The sequence below is a fragment of the Candidatus Methanoperedens nitratireducens genome (genome assembly GCF_000685155.1).
Taxonomy (GTDB): Archaea; Halobacteriota; Methanosarcinia; order Methanosarcinales; family Methanoperedenaceae; genus Methanoperedens; species Methanoperedens nitratireducens.
On the sequence record NZ_JMIY01000003.1, the window covers coordinates 69,047 to 85,655 of the forward strand.

Sequence of the window (16,609 nt, forward strand, 5' to 3'; positions counted from 1 at the left end):
AACTAAATATAATTATTATGTATTAAATACTTCGGTCAAATGGGGTTTTTCAAAATTCTCTTAATAGATTCTTCAGTGGATTTATCCACAATAAATGAAAATCTGACTGAGGATTCACTATTTGAAGAAAAATGGATTTTGACCTATGAGTCTATTATTCATGGGTGGTTGTCTCCAATAGGTCCCAATCCTTTAGAGGTTAACGAATATTTTAAAATTTTAAAGGATAATAACATAAAATTTTATGATGAAACCATAATAGCAAAACCACTAGCAATTAGAGGGCTGGAAGGAGAACTTTCAGAAGAAAAACCACCTGTAGAAGTACCACCTGTAGAAGTACCACCTGTAGAAGTGCCACCTGTAGAAGTGCCACCTGTAGAAGTGCCACCAGAAGAGGAATATTATGAGGAACCTCAAGAAGAGGAATATTCAGACGAAGAGGATTCATCTTATTATTAGATATTATAAATGTAACCACAATTCCCCATCCCCCCGTAAACGAGGTGAATCAGCCCTTATTAATCCCAAAACTACTTCCCCTCCTTCACCGCCTCAGCACACTTAAATCCTGCTACTACCGAGCCGTTCATGCTCCTCTCTGGATAATTCGCCTGCGAGAACATGCCTGCCAGATAAAGTCCTTTTATACCTGTTACATACGGCAGGATCTTTTTCCCGTATCCCACCTCATACACAGGCGCGGTATCCATATCACGGCGCAGGCGCCACCATTTCACCTTTTCCCTGAATCCAGGGAAGAGCTTCTCAAGTCCGCCAAGGTATAATTCGATCACCTCTTCATCAGATGATCTCCACAGAACGCTGTCAGGGCTCTGGAAATACGAGGTCGCATACATGAGATGCTCTCCGTAATCCGATGCAGGGATAAAGTTGGTATGTTCTATCACAGCGCCAAAAGGCACATCCTCTTTGATATTGAGCCAGTATATATCATCCATGATCCTTTCTGTCAATCCAAATAGCGCGCATGCTGTACCCTGGTAGCTGATATCCAGATTATGTCCCAAAAGCCCTGTATCGATTATTTTTTCCAGAACACGGGGGACGACTGTTGAAATAACCCTGTCGCACCTGATATGCTCCTTATCCACAACAACACCCTGCACAGAGCCATCCGCGACCTCGATCTGCGATACAGTGCCGTTTACTATCTTACCCCCTTTTTTCCTGATGTTATCTGCCATTGCCTCTATAAGTGCATTAAAACCACCGCGCATATAACCCAGCCTTTCACCTTTTGTCCCCCTGTTAGAGCGTATCTGCACACGTCCTAATAGCCATGCTGCTGATACTTTTTCTTTATTGTCCCCGAACTTGCTCTGAAGCAGTGGCTCAAAGAAATTATTATATACCGATTCACCTGCAGTATCATATATCCACTCCCTTGCTGTCATATTGTCGTAAGGAGACCTGTCTTTTATGGCTTTTGCCCTCAGCACAAGCAGTGTCAGCCTGATAACATCCACCAGTGGAAGGGCTCTCAGGATCTCAAAAGGAGTGTTCATTGGATATATCCTGCCGTTAAAATAGTATCCTGTTGTACCTCTTTGCCACTCAAGCCTGTCCCCAAGACCAAGCTCATCTATGAGCGCTATGAGTTCCTTATCGCCTGCAAAGATATGGTGATAGTATTCCTCGATATGATATGCCCCCGTATCCGGTGTATTTATACTGTAACTTGATGCCATGCCACCAGGCTCAGGCTCTCTCTCTATGATCACTATTTCGTCGCTCTCCGCAAGCCTGTATGCAGCAGCAAGCCCTGCCAGTCCTGCGCCGATAATTACTGTTTTCATGATATAGGGATATAGTTATAAGAAATATAAAAAAGATGGTCTGACATATGTCTTGTCATATGCACTCCCATATGTCTTGTCATATGCACTCCCATATGCCTTGTCATATGTCAATTATTCTTAATACTTTTTAAGGTTGTGCTATTATAGTAACTACTACCGCAAGTTAACAAATACCTCATAAATTCTTTCGGGAATCGGGTGATCAGCAGAAACTCAAAAGATACTGCGGGGATATCATAGAAGACGTAGAAAAGTGGGGATAAGACTTGGATAACAAATCAACATCAGTAAGACTATTATTTACCAGGATAGGTGGAGTTATTGGGATACTGTTACTCATATCTGCCCTGGGTGGATGTATTGACGGTGAAAGTAAGCTGGGTGCAGAGTCTCCTGATCAGAATATTACCCTGACAGGTAATGAAAATGAGATGGGCGCAGAACTTCCTGCAGGGAATATCAGTGTGAATAGCCTGACTAAGACAAAATCTGCATCCAACAAATCAGAACCAAACCAGATACGTTTAATTCTAAATCAAAAGCAGTTCCAGAAGACTGGCAAGCTCCCGGTCACGGTAAAGATCATTAATCCCGGTATGAACGAGACAGTGCTTACAGCGTTCAGGCCAGAGTTCGGTTCTGAGTGGTATAACAAGGCCAGGGTGACTCGCATCAACAACGGTAGCTGGACCAAGAGCTTCTCCATAAAACCGAAAGGGAATACCAGTTATGTCCACATATTTGTCCAGGTTTCTAAGAATAATACTGTGGTAAAGAGGGCTGCATGGAATGTTACATTTAATACGCCCATCGGCGGGCCGAACTGACCGGGTTCAAGTCCCGGGGGCGCATTTGGCCCGGCAAGAGCGCCGGGCACAATAGAATAAAAAGAAACGAGGTGAATAAATGAAGAAAGCACTGACACTAATACTTATAGTGTCGATAGCTATAGGACTGATACTTCCAGCAGCAGCTCAACCTACGGCTGAAGCAGATTCTGATTTAGCAGGAACTGCTGACTCTGCAGCCACGGGAGAGGCTGACTCGGAGGGCACAGGGACTACTGACTCTGCAGCCACGGGAACTGCTGACTCGGAAGGCACAGGAACTGCTGAGTCTGATGTAGCAGGTACTACTGAGTCTGATGTAGCAGGAACTGCTGATGCAACAGGCACAGGAACTACCGACTCTGAAGCCGCAGGGACAACAGATTCTGATGTAGCAGGTACTACTGAGTCTGATGTCGCGGGGACAGCAGATTCAACAGGTACAGGGACTACTGAAGCCGATGTCACAGGAGAAGCTGACTCAACAGGCACAGGGACTACTGAAGCCGATGTCACAGGAGAAGCTGACTCAACAGGCACAGGGACTACTGACGCTGAATCAACAGGGGCAGCCGACGCAGTGGGCACAGGAACTACTGACGCTGATGTTACAGGTACCGCTGAGTCTGAAGCCCTGGGGACAACAGACGCTGATGCAGCAGGGGGAACCTCCTCTACTGACATCGCTGTAGACATGGATGGAGAAAACATAGCCACCAACTCTGTAACCCAGAGCCAAAGAACTGGCGATCAGGAAAATTCTGCAAGGGGATCGGCAGTAGGCGGTAACGCGGTAGCAGGCTCAAGCGTAGACTCAAAGACAGATGCAACGACAGAATCGGATATAGACTATGACGTTGTGGGTGGCGACGGCGGCGAAGGACTTGGCGGCGAAAGCGGCGACAGTGTAGCTACTGGTGAAGGCACCGGTACCGGCACAGGCGAAGCCGAGAGCGTTGGCGGAGAAGCTGACAGCGTTGGCACTGCAACTGGCGAAGGCGAGAGCGTTGCAACTGGCGAAGGCGACAGTGAAGGCCTTGGCGGCGAGGGAAGCAGCGTTGCTGAAGGCACTGGCGAAGGCGTGAGCGAAGCCACGAGCGGCGAGAGCCTTGGCGGTGAAGGCGGCGAAGCCCGCAGTGACAGCGATGAGTTCGGCGATGCTGATAGCGAAGCTGGTGAAGGCGGAGAGAGCGAGAGCGGCGAAGCTGAGAGTGATGCTGAAGGCCGCGGTGATGTCGATAGCGTTGGCGAAGGCGGCGAAGCAGAGAGCGATAGCGAGATCGATGTCGAAAGCGATGCCACCGGTGAAGGCGATGCAAGCAGCGATGCCACAGGCGGCGACGCTGACAGCGTTGGTGAAGGCCGTGGCGAAGGCGATGGAGCAAGCGACAGCAGAAGCGGTGACGGCGGCGAAGGTCTTGGCGGCGAAAGCACAACAGACGGCAGCGTAGATGCCAATGTTGAAACCAATGGCGGAGATTCAGAGGTAGACTCTCAAGCTCAGGCCGATGGCGGAGATCCTAAGGGATTCGACGGCGATGTCACGCAGGTAAATGCCAATGTGCAGACCGCATGGGCACAGATCGACAATGATCAGAGACTTGACCAGACAGCAAACGTAGACTACTATGGAGACGCTAGCGGCGGAGATATAGATGCAGAATCAAATCCGATATCTGAAGCATCCAGTGATCCATCCGTTGATGCAGCCTCAGATGCAACATCTGAAGCAACCAGTGATCCATCAACCGATGCAGTAACAGACACAGCCTCAGACGCAACATCAGATACAGAATCAGATGCACAGACAGACACAGCCTCAGACGCAACATCAGATACAGAATCAGATGCAGCAACAGACACAGCCTCAGACGCAACCACAGATGCAACAGGTGATGCACAGACAGACACAGCCTCAGATATAACCAAAGATATATCCTCAGATGCAGACACAGATACAACATCAGATGCAACCGCAGATACAGAATCAGATGCAGCAACAGATGCAACAGGTGATTCAGAGACAGACGTAACCTCAGATGCAGCAGGTGATGCAGAATCAGATGCAGAGACAGATGTAACCTCAGATGCAGCAGGTGATGCAACCTCAGATGCAGCCACAGATACAGACTCAGAAGCAACCGCAGACGCAACAGAAGAGACAGACATAGAGACAACAGAGGAAACAACAGAGGAGACAACAGAGATAACAGACATAAGAGAGGAGACAACGGACATAAGAAGGTAAGGTAGAAACGAAGGAGCTTTATGAGCTCCAACCTGATCCGTAAGCTACAGCTACAAGGTCTAGAGGAAGGCAAAACCTTCCTCTATTCCCCTTAGCTTACAATAACCGGGGGTGAGTAGTATAAATAAAATTTTGGCTGTACTGTCGATAATCATGATTCTGGCAATTCCTGTACTTGCAGATATTGATCAAAAAGCAAAGATGACAGGCGATAACGTAATAGAAATAAATATAAAGCAGACAGCCTGGAACTACGGCAGTGGAGATGTAAACCAGTATATAGATGTTTTTGCATCAGGAAATTACCAGATGGTATCCCAGGACAGTATAATACTTATCTCTGACTCTGATCACTCAAGTAATATAAGCAATAACATGAACGGGACTAATCTCGTAATACTCAATCTGGATCAGTATACAAAGAACATGGGGTCTGGCAATGTCGCCCAGGGTATTGAAGTTACAATAGAGGATAATATACAGATGCTGGATCAGGATGTCATAGTAGCCATTGCAGGAGAGTAAGGAGTAAGCATGGTGAAATGGGTCTGGCTATTTGCAGGTCTGTTGGTCATGGGTATGGCGGCTGCTGAGGAAGATATGAGTTCTGCCCAGCTTGCTCAACTGGCTGTGGATATGATGGGGGACTCAGGCCAGGACGCACAGATCTCAGGCTTTGGAATTGCCAATTCAAGCCAGATAGGTTATTCATCAGATGGCAACGTTACCCAGACGATCTTTTATGATAATATCGAGAATGGAAGTGTTATTCAGTGGGGCGAATCTGGAGATATGCCCCGTGAGGAGAGGACTATGTTTATAGATAGTGTGAGAGATCCAGGCCTAACATGGCAGTGGAACAAGGGCAATGTGAACCAGACGATCAATATTACAAACTCCGAGAACCTGTATCTAAGGCAGATCATGGGGGGATTAAGGAAAATCCTTTTCCCTGATCCAGATAAAGAGATAGGCAGAGACTGGTGGTTCTGCGGTAAGGCGGTAAACGGTACAGGTGGCCTGCCTCTGTGCGCTGAAAAAATAGCAAAGAGGATATTCGAAGGAAAAGCCACTCCGCGGGATTATTATATGCTGCATGTTCTTGAGGAAGATTACTATGTTTTCCCTCCTGAGAATCTTACGCCCCGTATAATACTGACAAAGTGGAGTATAACTAGAGCTGGTGATAACCTCACTATAAAGTTCAGGGCACATAACTTTGGTAAGGAGACTTACAATGCAACCCTTATGATGGACATTATCCCGAAGATTGATATAGAAGGTTTTGATGGAAAGACTTTCAGGGCAGAAGATGCGCAGAATTGGGAGATTAAGGTGCCTGATAAGAAGGTCATTGAGATCGGGAGGTACACGGTTCCCAGCATGAAGGAGATTGAGGGAGAAGTAGTAGTACCTCTTGATGGTATGAAAGTAAAGAACATGAAAATGAAGATGATGAGTGGATAACTGCTTGAATGGGGGAGAAATGGATCTTAAAAAAATAATAATCGGACTCACTGTTCTCTTAATCCTTTTTTTAATTCCTTTTTTAGGAGCAAGTGCCTCTAATGGTTATAGTGTGAGTGGCTATGTATCCGATAATTATGGTCTTGGCCTGGAGGGTGTTCTGGTAAAGAACGGCTCCTATAGTGATACCACCTCAGCGGATGGCTACTATGTGATAAATGGTCTGCCTGAGGGTACTTATAGATTCAGGTATTCCAGGTCCGGATTCAATACTGGCTATTTAGAAGTTACAATTAGAGATAAAGATCATAAAAATGCGAATATAACAATCTACGATACTACACCTCCTGGCAGTATCAGGGAGCTGGTGAGCGATACTCCAGCCCGGACAACGGTTAATCTTAGCTGGAATCCAGTAAGAGATAGCGACCATTATCTGGTATTCAGAAACTCCACCAGCATCGGGTCTACCAGGAATAGCTACTGGAATGATACTGGATTAACTCCGGATACCCCGTATCGATATTTTGTAAGGGCGATAGATTCTTATAATAATTCAGGTCGGAGATCCCCAACATTAAGTATTAGAACGGCTCCGGATACTACTTCACCTGATCTGGTATCCAGTTCAGACACTACTTCACCTGATTTAGAGTCCAGTTCAGACACTACTTCGCCTGATTTAGTATCCAGCCCAGATACCACTTCTCCTGATTTAGAGTCCAGCCCAGATACTACTTCTCCTGATTTAGAGTCCAGCCCAGATACTACTTCGCCTGCTTCTGTATCCAATCCCCGGACAACAACCGGCAACTTCTATATAAACAACACCTGGACAAACCCTGAAGATACGTATCTCAGCCATATATGGTTCAGATATAAGAGTGGTGGTACACTGCAAAATGTTAGCGCACCTGTTAATTATCTTAATCTTACCTGGCGACCGCATTATAAACAGAATATCAGCGCTCAAACTGTAGATATATATGGGAATGTTAACCCGACAAAAGTCTGGTTCAACACTACTATACCCAATAACCCTATTAGAATAACCAACACATCGGATTGGTCGGGCAAAGAAGGACAGACTGTGTATATAGATTTTGATTACGAGGATGCAGATGACGATACAGGCATATTTACAACCAGCGCAACAAAAGGCACACTGGATAAGTGGACAGGAGTTTTCAAATGGACAACACAGAAGGGCGATGAGGGTACATATTACTGGGTATTCAGAGTACGGGATAGGTATGAGTCGGTCTCAGAATACCCAGCAACCATAACAGTCGAAGGAGATAATGCAACAGAGAACAATACGATATGGGACAATACGACAGGGGACAATGTGACAGGAGATGATACGACATTTAAGCCAGGGGAGGCCAAGAAGCCTGAGAATTTACAGAACACGACAGGCAATTTCTGGGTAAGTTACACATGGGAAAAAGGAGCGAATACGGATTCGTTTAACGTTAGTTTCAATGATAGATGGAGTAACGGAAGTTCGAAAACATTTACCAATCATACGGTAGGCCCGCATGGCTGGGGAAATATTACAGTTTATGGATGGAACAGTACTTTTAATGTCTTAGGCCAGGGTGTATCCCAGGATACCCAGGTCCCTAACAATCCTCCCAACCAATCTATCATAGGGGATAAGGTGGTATACACAGGTCAGACACTGGATTTGCGCATAAATACAACCGATGCAGATTCAGATCCTATAACCTACGGAACCAATGCAACAAAGGGTAGCCTTAATAGCAGTACGGGGATCTACAATTGGACCACGGATGAGAGCGATACAGGGGTGTATATATGGGAATTCAACAGCAGTGACGGTTACGGCGGGGTAGCCAGCGAAACCATAAATGTAACAGTTAATAATCCTCTTGATATTGATCTTAAATTTATCGAGCCGTATGTAATTAATCATAATGAAACATGGGTAAAGACATGGCGTGATGCAGAGGTAGGCCATGCAGGCAAATTTATTGGAATCGACGGCACCTTTAATAATACAGGGAATGATTCGCTTGTTCTTACGGTAACTGAAATCCATGGTAACGAATCAAGGGGACCCTTTACATCAATACTGGAAAAGAACGAGTCCAAGTCCTATATGCAGGCCTTCGGAAAACCGGCATTTCCAATAAATTCAACTGAGATTAAAGATGGGTTCTTTAATTTTACCATAATAGTAAATATTAGAGGTCAGCAGAATGGTACCTGGACATCTAACTACACTAATACCACCTCCATTTCGCTTCCGATAATCCCCATTCTCAAGATAAAACAAGCAAATACGGATACGATCGTGGTCAGTGAAGGCAGGACTACCACTGTTACTTATACACTTGAAGCCAGCAGTGACATCAATTTAACAAATGTTTCTATTTATGATCCGCTTTATCCAGAGAACCAGGGGTACTTTAATGTCTCAAAACTTGAGGCCAACATACCCAGTAATATAAGCTATTCTTATCCTGCTACAACCAGCGATTTATCTAAATTTAAATGCGAAGGGTCGTACTCATGTATTATAAATCTGGCAACATTCACAGGTGAAACTGAATCCGGTGTCCAGATCAATGATACTGATTATATAGAGTTATATGTATGTAAGGACACAGATACAAACTGCTTCTCATCTGGCACTGGCGGTGAAAGCGGTGGAAGCGGTGGTAATAGCGGGAACAGCGGTGGAGGAAGCAGTGGCGTAGGAAGCAGCGGTGGAGGAGGCAGCAGTGGTGGTGGCGGCGGTGGTGGCGGCGGTGGAACGCAGCCCAGTGAGGACTTCAATAACATGGAACGAAGAGAGGTAAGGGAAATGGACATAACCGCCGGATCATCACCAGCATATGTCTTCAGTACGGCAGATCCTGTTATGGTGGTAGCATTTGAGAGCAGTGTGAGCCAGAACGAAGTGCCAGTCGCTATTGAGGTACTGAGGAACAGATCAAAACACATAGGGGTTGATGCCCCGGGCAAACTCTATAATTACTTCAATATCTTTGTTGGTATGAGCGGTTTTAGCAAGAAGGTGAGTAAAGGTGTTGTGGCTTACCGTGTCAGCAACACCTGGCTTGAGGAGAATGACCTGAATCCTAAGGATATAAGCCTGTATAAATGGGAGGGGAAATGGGTGAAAAAGAATACTGAGATCGTTGAGAGCAAGCAAAATTATACCTATTATGCAGGTCTGGTCGGGAACTTCAGCAGTTTTGCCATATCCGGTATTAAAAAACAGGAGGTAACTATACAGGATGTAACTTCTGGATCTATGCCAGAGATCTCCGTGCCTTCAGATGAATCAACAGAGGACACTACACAAACATCAGATGATTCTGACCTCCCGGATTCCAGACCGACTAGAAGAAACCTGCAGCTATCAGTAATCCTGGTCGTTATTTTTGGGATATTAGGAATAATCTATTACCTTAAAATGCTGCGTTAACCAACAACTTTTTTTAATGTTATAATATAGCTCAAGTTTTGCACAGTATCGAGTCCCACAGTTCTTTAAATAAATTATTGTAGAATTTATTGTATTCGTCAAATATTCCCTCGATGGATACATTTGTTCCATTTTCAGCTTTTTCCGCTCTGTATAAAGCTTTTTTATCAAACGGATGATATTAGAGACATGTACATCCACAACATCAAGCGTAGTAAGTTTTCTCATACTCTTTTTTATATTTCTAAGAGTACCATCTATTATCTGTAAAAGAGTTCTTAAATCTGTTAGTCCATTCTCCGAGCACAATGCTTTTATTGTATCCTGAATATACTCCAGTATCGGGCGATTGTTATTTTGCATAAATTTCAAAAATCGCCCACTTATATTTAATAATTTACATTTAAACAATTAACAATTAATAAATAAAGATAATATTATCTAATGCAAAACTTGAGATATAGCTCTTCTAGCACATATTGCTAATATGTACCTATGGTATATGTCAGTGCTATATGTATCCTAACTATGCTATTACAGTGTGCTTTTATCATATAGTAACATTTCTTGATAATATTTATAGTATGATAGTAATTATTGAGAGTGCGACTAAAAGTCCTTGAGAGATTCTGAATGTTCTTAAGAGACTCTTTAGGAGTTGGTGGATTTGTGGAGGGTGGAAAAATTTGTATGACAGATCAACTCTGGTGGGATTAACATCTGTCCCCGTATCCTGTAGAATCCTGGCAATATTGATTCTCGTACTGGCGTCCGGGGGATGCACAGATCTGGAAGGTAAGCCTGGAAATGAGCTTACAGATAAGAATCTTAAAGACGGTAATCTTACGGATAGGAATCTCCCTGATCAGAATATAAGCGATAACAATATGGCTCTGGCGCTGGCTTCCTCCAGTATAAGCGAGCCAGAGATAGACAGGGCAAACCTGTCAAACCAGATACTTCTGATTCTCAGGAACAAGGAATTCAATAGAACCGGCAGTCTGCCGATTACGTTAAAGATCATAAATCCGAGACTGAATGAAACCGTACTTACGGTATTCAAGCCTGATCTGGGGCAGGAGTGGTACAATCAGACCAGTATAACGTACATCGCTGATGGTAACTGGACTCAGAATTTCTCCCTGATGCCAAAGGGAAACGTCAGTTATGTCAGGATGCTCGTACAGGTCTCTGAGAACGATACTGTGGTAAAGAGGGCTGTATGGAACATTACCTTTGATACGCCGGTCGGCAGGCCGAACTGATCGGGTTCAAATCCCGGGGGCGCAGTTGCCTGGTTAAAATAACAGCCTGGCAGAAGAATAAAACATGAGGTGTAAAATATGAAGAAAATATTTGTACTGTTACTGTTGGTATCAACAGTAATAGGGATGGCTGTCCCTGCGATGGCTAATCCAACGAATTGGAAGGAAATCAAAATAGATATAGATGGCTACAATTTTGCCACCAGCAATACAGAGCAAAAACTGGTCAATGAAGGTGACCTGACAAACTCGGTGGTTGGTCTTGGCGCAGGTGGTGATGCAGCAGCGTTATCTACTGCATGGAACGATAATGATGCAAAGGCAGTTTCGGACGCAACGACTAGCGGCCATGCAAAGAGCGGTGATGCTACCAATAAGTGCCCGGCCACTGCTAAGGCTGACGATGCTGTAGCAGAGACTAATGATAATGATAGCGTCGCTGTCGCGGTTAATATTCCCATAGGTGTTGCTGTCTGCGACGCTGATAGCGGGGATGCAAACAACTTCGGTGAAGCATTTTCAGAATCCTTCAACGATAATGATGCCAGAGCGAACTCTGCGGCCAATGCCTTTGGTGGAAGTGGTGAGGGATTCTTCGTCAGTGGTGACCTCACACAGGTAAACGCTGTTGTTCAGCTTGCCTTTGCAAACACTGATATCGACCAGAAACTTGTTCAGACTGTCAAGATAAAAGAGTTCCAGAAGATCGATATCGATGACACCTCATTTGTTGAGGGCAACAAACTTGAGGACGGAATCATAGTCTCAGCAGGCGACGACGCAGTCGACGATAAGAACAAGCTCTCGACTTAAAACCTGATAGAGGATTTAGGGGGGCAAAAATCTCCTCTAACCCCTTTATATTTTTAACAATTTATTAAATCTGGAGGTGAGTGAAATGAAAAAAATATTAACGACGCTGGCAATAATTCTGCTCTTGATAGTTCCAGCAGTGGCGGATATCAATCAAAACGCAAGACTGAGGGGTGAGAACATGGTGCTTGTCAGTGTGAACCAGGAAGCGTGGAACTACGGCAGCGGTAATATAAACCAGGATATAGGCATTCATGTTACAGGGAATCACCAGATCATAGACCAGGACAGCAGGCTTGTGCTCATGAACAGTTCGCTTGTTTTAGATCCCGATTATGCAGTTGATATAAACAATACGATGAAAGGACTTAATCGTATCGTGATCGACCTTGACCAGTATGGAAACAACTCGGGCTCTGGCAGCATTGCCCAGGGTATTGAAGTTCTGGTGGATGATAATGTGCAGATCCTGGACCAGGAGATCATAGTGCTTATCGGCTGAGTGGTGAGCATAATGAAATGGATTTATCTGCTGTCGGCATGTCTGCTGGTATTAGCCGCAACAGCAGCGGCTGAGGAGAACATAAGTTCAGCCCAGCTCGTTCAGTTTGCTGTAGACACAATGGGGGATTCCAGTCAGAATGCCCTAGTCTCGGATTTTGATACTGCTGAATCAAGACAGATAGGCTATTCATCAGACGGGAGCGTTACCCAGACCATCTCTTACGATAATATCAGGAATGGAAGCATCATCCAGTGGGGTGAATCCGGCGATATGCCCCTTGAGGAGAGAACTCTCAATCTGAGCAGTGTCGGAGATTCAGGCTTCATATGGCAGTGGAATAAGGGCGATGTGAACCAGACGATCAATATCAGAAACTCAGAGAACCTGTATCTGAAGCAGATTGTCGGAGGATTAAGGAAAATACTTTTCCCCGATCCCAGGGCAAATCAAGAAGATCAAATGGGCACATGGACATTCTGCGGAAAAGCGACTGACGGTAAAGGTGGATTGCCCCTTTGCGCTGAGAAAATCGCCAAAAGAATATTCAATGGAAGTGCAACTGACCGTGATTATTATATGCTGGATTATCTTGAGTCGGAATACAATGTTTTCCCTCCAGAGAACCTCACGCCACATATTACCCTTACAAAATGGAACATAACCAGAGTTAATGATAGTCTCAGGATAAAGTTCTATGCTCATAACTTCGGAAGGCAAGCCTATAATTCAACCCTTATGTTAGATCTGATACCAAAAATTAATATTCCTGATATTGATGGAGATACTGAAAGGGCCAATACTGAAGGGGATACGGTTCAATTAAAGTTGATGGAAGAAAACTTCAATAGTAAGATCGAAATACCACAGAAGCAGAGCATTGAGATTGGTAGCTACACTGTTCCCAGAATGCGTGGATTGGAGATGGAGGTAGAAGTTCCCCTAAATGGTATGAAAATAAAGGGCCTGGAAATGAGGATGATAAGCGAGTAAATGAGACTCCTGGTACAGGAAGAAAACGTAATTAACTACGGGAAATGACCAATGCGTAATAAAAAAAAGATCCTTATCATACTTCTGATCTCTTCAATCTCTTTATTTTCTTCAGGGGCAAGAGCCGATGCTCCAGTACTGGAACCCATAGGCAATAAGACCGTGAACGAAGGAGAACTCCTGGAGTTCACCATCAATGCTACAGGTGAGAACCTGACGTATTCTGCAGGCAATTTACCAGCAGGGGCAAGCTTTGACCCTGATACTCATGTTTTTACCTGGACGTCGGATTTTACCCAGGCTGGGACATACCGGGTTAATTTTACGGTATCTGATCCTGGTGATCTTGTGGACAGCGAGGATATTACCATTACTGTAAATAATGTGAACCGTGCTCCCTCATCTCCAGCAAGAATAGCTCCTGTAAACTGGCAGAATCTATCGGATGGAAACATCAGGCTTACCTGGAAGAACAGTACTGATGCAGATGGAGATAATCTTACCTACGACTGGCAGTTAAGCAATCAGGCAGGTTTTCCCAATATTCTCAGATCTGGAAATACTGCTGATCTCTTCTCAGATCTATCTTTATCTCCAGGCACATATTACTGGAGGGTGAGGGCTAACGATTCCCTGGCCCTATCGAACTGGAGTAATCGATCAAAAACACCTGATTTCCAGATAGTATCAGCCCCGAATATAGATAACGTTAAGGCATTCATAATAACTAACAGCACCATAAAGGTAGAGTGGACGACAGACCAAAGCTATAGCTCAAACAGGGTACTGTACGGCTATCATCCGGACCTGGAGGATGGTAACTGGAGTTCCTGGAATAATAATACTGATAATCCCGCTATCGTAATAGATGGGTTAACAGGTCAGTCAATATATTATCAGGTGTTCAGCTTCAACGCCAGCAACTCCTCGGCGTATAGCAATTCCAGTATTAGTAATATCTTTTACCCTCTTGAGCTTGATATAAGATTCATTGAGCCGACTATGATAGATGATGCTGGAACGTGGGTTGAGACGTGGGTTGATGCCAGGGTTGGCCACACAGGAAAATTCATAGGGTATAGCAGTACCTTTAAGAATATGGGTGCGGACTCGCTGGTTCTTACAGTGACAGAGATCTATAATAATAGATCCCACTATGATCAATCTTTTAAAGTAACTTTATCAAAAAATGAGTCTAAGTTCTGCCAGGATAACGTCACAGGATGCAGATTAGCATTTTACATAGAGCCTGATGGAGTCAATTATATACAGAGTAAAGAGGGATTTTTCAATCTCACCCTTAAAATAGACGTTACAGGCAAGAGTGGTTCATGGGCATTTAACTACACCAATATCACTACAATCTCGCTTCCAGTACTTCCCATTTTCAGAATAAAACAGGCCAGCGGAGGTGCAGCGGTAGTTATTGAGGGGCGTACAACATCCATTATCTATACCCTTGAAGCCAACAGTACTGTCAATCTGACAAATGTTTCAATCTATGATCCTATATACTCACTGGTCTCGGGAAGAGAGAGCTATTTTATTGAGAAACTTGAGGCAAATAAACCTCAGAGCATAAGCTATACCTATCCTGTTACGATACATGACTTATCTAAATTTAAGTGTGAAGAGACCGAAAGAGGGTACCCATGTATTATAAATATAGCAAACTTCTCAGGCACAACCGAATCCGGGGATATGATTTATGATACTGATTACGTGAAGATCTGTGCGAATAAGTGCTACGAAGGCACTGTTCCCAGTAATGAAGGTAGCGGCTCAAGCGCAAGAGGAGGTAGCAGCAGCGGTGGAATACCGCCCAGTGAGGACTTCAATAACATGGAGCGAAGAGAGGTAAGGGAGATGGATATACTTGCCAGATCATTATCAGCTTATGTCTTCCGTAGTGCTGATCCTGTTATGGTGGTGAGTTTTGAGAGCAGCATGAGCGAGAACGAAGTGCAGGTCGCTGTTGAGGTGCTTAAGAACAGGTCGAAAAACATAGGGGTTGATGCTCCGGGCAAATTGTATAAATACTTCAATATCTTCGCCGGCATGGGCGGCTTTAGCAGGAAGATAAGCAATGGAGTTGTGGTTTATCGTATCAACAACACCTGGCTTGAGGAGAATGACCTCGATCCTAAGGATATAGGCCTGTATAAATGGGAGGGGAAATGGGTGAAAAAGAATACTGAGATTGTTGAGAGCAAGCAAGACCATACCTATTATGCCAGCCTGGTCGGGAACTTCAGCAGTTTTGCCATAGCAGGGGTTAAAAAACAAGAGGTAGCCTCTGGATCTCCACAAAATATCTCCATGCCTTCAGATGAATCGGCAAATAACACAAGCCAGATGTCAGTAGATTTAAATCTCTCAAGTGTTGAGCCGCCTGGTAATGCTTTAAAGCTGCCTGCGGCTTTTATCTTAATTATTGGAATTATTGTTGCGATTATTTATCTTAAAATGAACCATAATAAATCAAATGAGAATGGAGGGAGAAAATGAGATTATTTTCAGTAATAATTGTAATAATCCTGCTGACTCAGGTCGGGGCTGCCAGAGAAAATTCCCTCTGGACAAGCCCTGAAGATTTTCTGTATCCTTTAAAGATATGGATGGAAAAGTTCAGCCTGAATTTTGTGTTTAACCAGACAGAGAAAGCCCAGAGGATGCTTGATATGGCAGAGAAACGGCTAAATGAGGCCGAAAAAGTAGAGAACAACTCAAGAGCCTTTGAGAGGGCTATGGAAGAATACACCGGTCATCTGGAAGACCTTGAGGATATTATAGAAAAGGATGTTCATAATAACACTGAGAATATTCGGGCCAGTATAAAGGAAAAAATAGAGGAACATAAAAACAGAACAAAGGCATTAAAAAGTACGGGAAAGATCAGCATAGTTCAGCAGAGCATTATTGAGGCGAGCAGTTCCTCAGGCGGGAGCAGGGTTAAAGTTAGCATTGTTAACGGGGATGTCTCTATGCATACTGAAGGCGGCAATGCGACAGTTACAAGAGATGGGAGCAATGTGACCGTTGTTTCTGTGACCAATAATTCAAGACAGATGGTAGTTGTCAGATCCTCTCAGAATTCATCCTCAGTGGTGCAATCGAGTTCAGTGGTACAATCGAGTTCCTCGGAAGATGAGTCTGAACTGGATGATGATCCTGAAGATTTGGAGTCTGAAGTGATGATTTAGAGAACTGA

The 16,609-nt window shown here is 44.3% G+C and carries 13 protein-coding genes; 12 read left to right on the top strand and 1 reads right to left on the bottom strand.

The features are described from left to right. The first annotated feature begins 39 nt into the window (after positions 1-39). Positions 40-462, top strand: coding sequence for a hypothetical protein (locus tag ANME2D_RS18400; protein ID WP_198527367.1), 423 nt, complete (start codon positions 40-42; stop codon positions 460-462). Between the two features lie 71 nt (positions 463-533). Here ANME2D_RS18400 and ANME2D_RS06935 read toward each other — a convergent pair whose 3' ends face one another. Then, positions 534-1,820 (bottom strand): NAD(P)/FAD-dependent oxidoreductase, encoded by a 1,287-nt coding sequence (locus ANME2D_RS06935; protein ID WP_048090065.1) that lies wholly within the window; start codon positions 1,818-1,820, stop codon positions 534-536. A gap of 269 nt (positions 1,821-2,089) precedes the next feature. Here ANME2D_RS06935 and ANME2D_RS06940 point away from each other — a divergent pair, with 269 nt between their 5' ends. From ANME2D_RS06940 to ANME2D_RS06995, 11 genes are all read left to right on the top strand, one after another. After that, positions 2,090-2,650: a hypothetical protein gene (locus ANME2D_RS06940; RefSeq protein WP_048090066.1), complete on the top strand. Its 561-nt coding sequence runs from the start codon at positions 2,090-2,092 to the stop codon at positions 2,648-2,650. Between the two features lie 79 nt (positions 2,651-2,729). After that, positions 2,730-4,898, top strand: coding sequence for a hypothetical protein (locus tag ANME2D_RS06945; protein WP_048090067.1), 2,169 nt, complete (start codon positions 2,730-2,732; stop codon positions 4,896-4,898). Positions 4,899-5,051: 153 nt separating this feature from the next. Next, positions 5,052-5,423 carry a hypothetical protein gene (locus ANME2D_RS06950; protein WP_157834002.1) on the top strand — a complete coding sequence of 124 codons (372 nt, stop codon included), beginning with the start codon at positions 5,052-5,054 and terminating at the stop codon, positions 5,421-5,423. Positions 5,424-5,432: 9 nt separating this feature from the next. Continuing rightward, positions 5,433-6,365: a hypothetical protein gene (locus ANME2D_RS06955; protein WP_048090069.1), complete on the top strand. Its 933-nt coding sequence runs from the start codon at positions 5,433-5,435 to the stop codon at positions 6,363-6,365. Between the two features lie 19 nt (positions 6,366-6,384). Next, positions 6,385-9,825, top strand: a complete 3,441-nt coding sequence (locus tag ANME2D_RS06960; RefSeq protein ID WP_048090070.1) for a PGF-pre-PGF domain-containing protein — start codon at positions 6,385-6,387, stop codon at positions 9,823-9,825. A 686-nt stretch (positions 9,826-10,511) separates the two neighbouring features. After that, on the top strand, positions 10,512-11,090 hold the full coding sequence (locus tag ANME2D_RS06970; RefSeq protein WP_048090072.1) for a hypothetical protein: 579 nt from the start codon (positions 10,512-10,514) through the stop codon (positions 11,088-11,090). A 78-nt stretch (positions 11,091-11,168) separates the two neighbouring features. Next, entirely contained in the window at positions 11,169-11,903 is a 735-nt protein-coding gene (locus tag ANME2D_RS06975; protein ID WP_048090073.1) for a hypothetical protein, read from the top strand. Positions 11,904-11,988: 85 nt separating this feature from the next. Further along, complete coding sequence (locus tag ANME2D_RS06980) at positions 11,989-12,405, top strand: hypothetical protein (RefSeq protein WP_048090074.1); 417 nt, start codon at positions 11,989-11,991, stop codon at positions 12,403-12,405. Positions 12,406-12,417: 12 nt separating this feature from the next. Further along, positions 12,418-13,398, top strand: a complete 981-nt coding sequence (locus ANME2D_RS06985; protein WP_048090075.1) for a hypothetical protein — start codon at positions 12,418-12,420, stop codon at positions 13,396-13,398. A gap of 51 nt (positions 13,399-13,449) precedes the next feature. Next, complete coding sequence (locus ANME2D_RS06990) at positions 13,450-15,906, top strand: PGF-pre-PGF domain-containing protein (RefSeq protein ID WP_048090076.1); 2,457 nt, start codon at positions 13,450-13,452, stop codon at positions 15,904-15,906. Beyond that, positions 15,903-16,601 (top strand): DUF5667 domain-containing protein, encoded by a 699-nt coding sequence (locus ANME2D_RS06995; protein WP_048090077.1) that lies wholly within the window; start codon positions 15,903-15,905, stop codon positions 16,599-16,601. Before ANME2D_RS06990 ends, ANME2D_RS06995 begins: the two co-directional genes overlap by 4 nt. Positions 16,602-16,609: the final 8 nt, after the last annotated feature.